This is a genomic window from Brevundimonas sp. UBA7534, from assembly GCF_002479325.1.
In the GTDB taxonomy this organism is placed as follows: domain Bacteria; phylum Pseudomonadota; class Alphaproteobacteria; order Caulobacterales; family Caulobacteraceae; genus Brevundimonas.
On the sequence record NZ_DLMO01000096.1, the window covers coordinates 1 to 5,974 of the forward strand.

Here is a 5,974-nt window from a genome sequence, read left to right on the forward strand (position 1 = left end):
CAGCCGCCGCCACTGATCGTCGAACTTGACCAGGGTGGTGTGCCGATGGTCCCGCGGCGCCTCGCCGCCCCGGCCGTCGTAGTTGGCGAACATGGCCCACCAGGCCCCGTCGTGGCGATCCACCCAGGTCAGCGATCCGGTCCCCAGTCCCAGGGCGACGCTGCGCTTGTGATGCAGGTCCGTCGGATCGAACACCTCGACGGAGCTGACGTGCGGCGTGCCGGGGAAGTTCGAACTGGCGCAAACCAGCTCGGCCATGATCAGGGCGCAGGAATTGATGTGCGGATAGCGCACGGGATCGCCGGACCACTCCGCCCGCTTCTCACCGCTGGCCTTGTCATAGCGGACGATCGACCAGTTGGAGACCGCATAGAGGTCGTCCGGTCCCACGGCGACGCCCTGGCGCGCCTCCGAGGCGTAGCGGCGGACAGTCTCGGCCCGCCCGGCCGTCGAAATCGACGGCGGGGCGGCGTGGGCGTCATGGCCTGCGAGCAGGGCGCCGGCCAGCAAGAGGGCGTTCAACATGACAAGACCTTTCCGGCGGCTCTCGATCGTCGCCTCAGAAGCTGGCGCTCAGACCCACCCAGAAGGTGCGGCCGTAGCGCGCCGATTCCTGCAGATAGGTGCGGCCCGGCCCGGTCACCTCCCGACGGCCCGAGTCCGACAGGTTCTGCCCCTCGGCGAAGACGGTGATCCCGTTGTCGAACCGCCAGCTGATCGAGGCGTCATAGACGTGACGGCCCTTCCAGTACTGGTCGGCGTTCGGGATGGTGTCGTTGATCGTCTCCAGGAAGCCGCCGATGTAGTTGTGCGACACCCGCGCCTCCAGCGGACCGCGCTGGTACCAGATCGATTCATTGGTGGTGGTGTCGGGTTGCTGGAACAGGCCGGTGTGGCGTTCGCCCACGCTGGTCAGGAAGGTGAACTCGGTGTCCAGGAAGGTGGCGTTGGCGCTGACGCCGAAGCCGTCGAACGGCGCGGGCAGCATGGTCAGGGCCTGCTGGAACGCGATCTCGACGCCGCGGATCTTGGCGGTCTCGGCGTTCATCGGCGTAGTCACCAGCACGTCCTCCACGCCCCGACCGACGTCCAGCCGCTGATTGGCGGTCAGGGTGAAGATCTCGTTGTCGATCGACTTGGTGAACAGGGCCGCCGAGATCAGGCCGTCCTGTGCCGGATAGTATTCCAGCGACAGGTCCAGCCCCTCGCTCTCGCGCGGCTTCAGATCGGGGTTGCCCCGCGAAACGGTCGGAACCGCGTCCGCGAAGCTGACGCTCTCGGTCGCGGCCAGGGAGCCGAAGTCGGGGCGGCCGATGGTGTTGGTCCAGGCGGCCCGCACCACCACATCCTCGCGCACGTTCCAGCGCAGGTGCACGCTGGGCATCCAGCTGTCGTAGTCGCCGCTGTTCGAGATCGTGTCGGTCCCGTTGCGCAGGGCGTCGGAGGCCACCTCGGTGTGTTCGTATCGGACGCCCGCCAGCAGCGTCAGGTCGTTCCAGCGATAGGACCCCTGGGCGTAGGCGGCCGAGACGTCCTCGGTCACGTCATAGTCGCCGTTGGTGTTCGACACCGCCGAGGTGAAGCGGCTGCGATTGGCCTCGAAGAAGTCGGCGGCCTTGTCCACGTCGATGCGCGGGGTCAGCAGATAGCGGCCCTCGATCAGCTCGGACGGCCCCTGCGCGGCGACCTCGGCCAGGGTGTAGGCGAAGCCGCTGGCGGTCCTGTAGGTCGTGCGGATGTTGCTGTAGTCGCGCTCGGTCGCGCGATAGACGCCGCCGAACTTCAGCTTCAGGTTCCGCTCGTAGCCGCCGTCGTCGAACGCCAGGTTCAGCCGCGCCTGGGTGGTCGATTCATCGCTTTCGAGCCGGTCCTCGCGCTGCTGCTGGAAGACATAGTTGGCCGGGTCGCGGACGTAGGCCTGGTTCGGCTGGTCGAAGATCGGGAAGAAGTCCGAGCTGTCGTAGGCGAAGCCGAAGCTCGCGCCCTGACCCCGGAATTCCAGCGAGGTGTTGGGCGTCTCCAGCGCGGCGTGCGAATAGACCAGGTCGCCGTCCAGGGTCCACCGGTCGTCCACGTCCCAGCGGAAGCCCGTGCGGCCCAGGCCGATCTCGCGCCGGGTGATCGGCTGGTTGACGTGGATGGTGTTGCGGCCGCTGGCGAAGGCGCCGCTGGTCTGGGTCTGGTCCGAGACGTCGCCGATCGGCTCGATGCGGTATTCGATCCGCTCCTCGTCGTCCTCCATCTTGGCGAACAGGCCGGACGCCTCCCAGCGGAAGGCGTCGCCGGGGCGCCATTCCAGCTTGCCGTTCACGCCCGAGCGCTGCTTGGTGTTGTTGTACCAGAACAGGCGCACCTGGGTCGGGACCTGGATGCCGTTGCCCGCGGCCGAGCCGGAATCGACCGGCGCGCCGGCGTCGGTGTATTCGCGCACCGAGGGCGAGGCCGACTCCACCTGCGGGATATCGTAGTCCAGCTGCTCGTGCGAGGCGCCGACCACCACGCCCCATTCGTCGGCCGCGCCGAAGCGGCGTCCGGCGGCGAAGGACAGGCGATAGGACGGCTTGTCGTTGCGCACGTCGCCGTGCTGCTCATACACCCCGTACGACCCCATGCCGTTGAAGAAGGGGCCGTCGGCGTCGAAGGCGCTGCGGGTGGCGATGTTGATGACCCCGCCGATGGCGTTGCCGTCATTCTCGGGCGTCACCGTCTTGATCACCTCGACCCGGCCGGCCATCACAGACGGCACGATATCCAGCGGCACGGTGCGCGCGCTATCGTCGACCGAGCCGACATGGGCGCCGTCGATCGTGGTGCGGTTATAGGTCGAGGCCAGGCCGCGCAGGATCGGCCAGCGGGGCTCGCCCTGGTCCTCCATCACCGAGACGCCGGGAATGCGGCGCAGGGCGGCGGCGGTGTTGTGGTCCGGCAGCTTGCCGATGTCGTCGGCCGACACCGCGTCCATCACCTCGAACTCGGCGCGCTTGACGGCGATGGCGGCGCGCTGGGCCTCGCGCTGGCCGGTCACGACGATCTCGTCGATCTCGGAGGGCGGGGCCTCCTGGGCGCGGGCGGAGGCGGCGAAGGCGGCCGTGGCCAGCGCCGTGGTGGCGAGCAGAAGCGGGCCGCGCGCACGCGGCGATATACGAATGAACACAGGCATCCCCCTAGGTCTCGACGACGTCGGGCGATTAGGGGGCGGGTGCGACGGGCGCGTTTCGCTTGATTGTCGGCGTCGTGAACTCTCGGCGACGGTTCGTCGTCGCTTGGGTCGTCACGCGGAGGGCTCGCCGCCCGCGTGTGCGGCCCTGATGCGGGCCATGCGCCCCGGCCTCAGCCCGGCCGCCACTCGCTGAGCACGGCGCCGGCGGCGTCCTCGAAGGCGACGCGGTCGATCTGGGCGGCGGCGATGCACACGGGCCTCTGGTCCGGGCTGGAGGCGCGGCACCGGAACGCACGGCCGTCGGCGAAGGCGGTCAGGCGCCCTTCCAGCACCAGACGGTAACCGCCCGCCGGGGCGACGGCCGGCTGGTCGCCCTCGCCGCGCACCACGAAGCTGTAGGCGCGGCCGTTGCGGCGGCCCAGGCGCGAGCTGTCCTGCTCGTGCACCGCCGCCAGTCCCACCGTCTGCGGCGAAGGCGCGACGGGGCCGCTGGCCAGGGGGTCGCCCTGTCCGGCCGGGCAGCCCTCGACGCGCAGCCAGGGCCGGTTCAGCCAGAATCCCTCGACCGCTTCCCAGTCGGCCGACCCGCCCGAGATCAGCGCCGACTGCGTCCAGTCGCCGGGGGTCAGGCTGAGGCGCAGGGTCTTGCGCTCGGCGCCCCACGACCACCGGCCCAGCCCGTCGCCGGGCGCGTCCTCGGCCGCGACGGGGGCGGGTCCCTGGCAGCCGAAAGCCTGACGCACCGAGAACCGGCGCCCCGACAGGCTGTCGCGGTCCGGCCCGCCCCCCGCGGCGTAGGCCGAGGCCGCGGCCTCGGCGGCCTGGATCAGGTCGGCGCGGCTCAGCACCGGCGGCGGCGCGGCGGGAGCCGCGTCCGGTTCGGTCGCGGGCGGCGGCGGCGGCGTTGTCTTCTCCGACTCCCCCTGGCAGGCGGTCATGATCAGGCCGGACGCGGCGAGCGCGACGACCGGCAGGCGACGGATCGCGATCGGTTCGAGCATGGAACCACCCTAGCATGCTGATCGCTGGTTGGGGGGCAGGCGCGGAAAAAAGGTTGACCTGACCCGCGCGGGGGAGTCTCCAAGGGCCAATGACTTTCGATCAGATCGCCGCCCTGGTCGTGCTCGTCGCCGTCGTCGGCGCGCTGATCCACGGCAAGGCCCGCGCCGACATCGTCGCCCTGACGGGGGCCGCCGTCCTGCTGCTGCTGGGCGTGGTGCGCCCGGTCGAGGTGCAGGGCGCCTTCGCCAGCCCGGCCATCATCGCCCTGGCCGGACTGTTCGTCATCGCCTACGCCATCGAGCTGTCGGGCCTGCTGGGCCTGCTGATCCGACAGGCCACGCGGCTGGCGTCGCGCATCGGCGCGCGAGGCATCTGGATCGTCATCGGCCTGTGCGGCGCGGTCGGAGGCTTTCTGAACAACACCCCCGTGGTGGTTCTGGCCGCGCCGGTGATCCGCGACGTGGCCAAGTCGCTGAAGCTGTCGCCCAAGCGGTTCCTGATGCCTCTCAGCCACGTCACGGTCCTGGGCGGCCTGCTGACGTTGATCGGGACCTCGACCAACCTGCTGGTCAACGACATGGCCCGCAACGCCGGCCAGCCGGTGTTCAGCCTGTTCGAGATCACCCCGGTCGGCCTGGTCATCGCCGCCGTGGGCGGGCTGTGGCTCTATTTCGTCGGCGCGCGCCAGCTGGGGCGGACGGTCGCCCGCGACGAAGCCGAGGCCGCGCGGCTGGAGGCCGAGGCGCTGGAACGCGCCCGCGCCGAACGGCGCCGGCGCCTGCCCTTCAACCTCCCGCGCCTGGGCGAATCGCGAAACCAGTCCGACGGCTCGGGCGACGCCCATCTGGGCGACGTGGAACTGTACGGCGCGGCGGACCGCCCGTTCCAGCTGCGCCCGGCCCTGACCGCCCTGGCGGTCTTCGTCGTGGTGATCGCGGCGGCGGCCCTGGGCTGGGTCCCCATCGCGGCGGCCGCCTTCGCCGGGGCGGTGGCCCTGATCCTGATGCGGACCATCACCCCGGAAGAGGCCTACGCCGGCCTGCGTCCCGAGATTTTGCTGCTGATCGCCGGCATGGTCGTGGTCGGCACGGCCATCGAGGTGACGGGCCTGGCCGCGGCCGGGGCCGCCCGCCTGATCGACGTGATCCGGCCGCTGGGGCCGCTGGGGGCGCTGATCGTGCTCTACGGCGTGACCCTGTTCGCCACCGAACTGCTGTCCAACGCCACCGTGGCGGTGCTGATCACGCCCATCGCCGTGGCCCTGGCCGAGAGCCTGGGGGTCGATCCGCGGCCGTTCCTGGTGGCGGTGATGATGTCCGCCTCGGCCGCCTTCGCCACGCCGTTCGGCTACCAGACCAATGTGCTGGTCTATAACATGGCCGGCTACAGCTACATGGACTTCGTGAAGGTCGGCCTGCCGCTGAACCTGATCACCTGGGCCACAGGCATGGCGGCGATCCCGATCTTCTTCCCGTTCTGAGGCGGGTTCAGACGTCCAGATCCATCACGACCGGGGCATGGTCGCTAGGCCGTTCCCATTCGCGCACCGTGTCGAGGATGCGGGCGCTGCTCTTGACCACGGCGGGCGTCAGGCCGGGCGAGGTCCACAGATGGTCCAGCCGCAGGCCCCGGTTCGACTTGCGGAAATCCTTGGCGCGATAGCTCCACCAGCTGGCCAGTTTGACCGGATCGGGGATCTGGTCGCGCAGCACGTCGGTGAAGCCGCCCGCATCCTGAAGCCGATACAGGGTCTCGACCTCGCCGGGCGTGTGGCTGACCACCTTGGACATGAAGCGGTGGTTCCAGACGTCG

General features: G+C 70.2%; 4 protein-coding genes and 1 pseudogene. 1 reads left to right on the forward strand and 4 read right to left on the reverse strand.

What is annotated here, in order from left to right:
* The 3 genes and pseudogenes from B2U11_RS07235 to B2U11_RS07245 all read right to left on the reverse strand — a co-directional run.
* A pseudogene (locus B2U11_RS07235) lies at positions 1-525 on the reverse strand (hypothetical protein); the annotation flags it as partial.
* 34 nt (positions 526-559) lie between these two features.
* Complete coding sequence (locus B2U11_RS07240; RefSeq protein ID WP_292070853.1) at positions 560-3,154, reverse strand: TonB-dependent receptor; 2,595 nt, start codon at positions 3,152-3,154, stop codon at positions 560-562.
* A 176-nt stretch (positions 3,155-3,330) separates the two neighbouring features.
* Entirely contained in the window at positions 3,331-4,161 is an 831-nt protein-coding gene (locus tag B2U11_RS07245) for a hypothetical protein (RefSeq protein WP_292070854.1), read from the reverse strand.
* 89 nt (positions 4,162-4,250) lie between these two features.
* Between B2U11_RS07245 and B2U11_RS07250 the strand changes: the two genes are divergently transcribed.
* Positions 4,251-5,642: an SLC13 family permease gene (locus B2U11_RS07250; RefSeq protein ID WP_292070855.1), complete on the forward strand. Its 1,392-nt coding sequence runs from the start codon at positions 4,251-4,253 to the stop codon at positions 5,640-5,642.
* Positions 5,643-5,649: 7 nt separating this feature from the next.
* Here B2U11_RS07250 and B2U11_RS07255 read toward each other — a convergent pair.
* Positions 5,650-5,974, reverse strand: a 325-nt coding sequence (locus tag B2U11_RS07255) for an exodeoxyribonuclease III (protein WP_414632946.1), incomplete at its 5' end; no start/stop codon positions are given.

What these genes read in the sequence shown, in the direction of transcription:
- B2U11_RS07245 (WP_292070854.1), bottom strand. Translation starts at nt 4,161, where the DNA reads ATGCTCGAACCGATCGCGATCCGTCGCCTGCCGGTCGTCGCGCTCGCC.
- B2U11_RS07250 (WP_292070855.1), top strand. Translation starts at nt 4,251, where the DNA reads ATGACTTTCGATCAGATCGCCGCCCTGGTCGTGCTCGTCGCCGTCGTC.